The following is a 292-nucleotide window of genomic DNA, read 5'->3' as shown; positions in this document are numbered from 1 at the left end:
GAGTTGGGGGTGTGTAGTTCGAGGCTTGTTTTATACGCCGCCAGGGGAGCAACCGTAGTTGCGCCCCCGGCGAGTAGAACGACTCAGATGTCGTAGTACAGGTCGAACTCGTAGGGGTGCGGACGTTGCTGCAGGGCAGCCAGGTCGCCACGCTTGAGTTCGACCCAGGTCTCGATGAGATCCGGGGTGAACACGTCACCGGCAAGGAGAAACTCGTGGTCGGCCTCGAGATTGTCGAGGACCGCACCCAGGTTGCCCGGCACGTGATCCATGGCGGCATGCTCCTCAGGAG

At 61.6% G+C, this 292-nt stretch carries 1 pseudogene; it reads right to left on the bottom strand.

From position 1 onward, the window contains the following. Nucleotides 1–83 precede the first annotated feature (83 nt). Nucleotides 84–292: pseudogene (locus GV790_RS29840) on the bottom strand (glutamine synthetase); the annotation flags it as partial.

Origin of the sequence: Nocardia cyriacigeorgica (assembly GCF_010858045.1) — a bacterium.
GTDB classification, from domain to species: Bacteria; Actinomycetota; Actinomycetes; order Mycobacteriales; family Mycobacteriaceae; genus Nocardia; species Nocardia cyriacigeorgica_E.
This window is presented reverse-complemented; position numbering and strand designations above follow the sequence as displayed.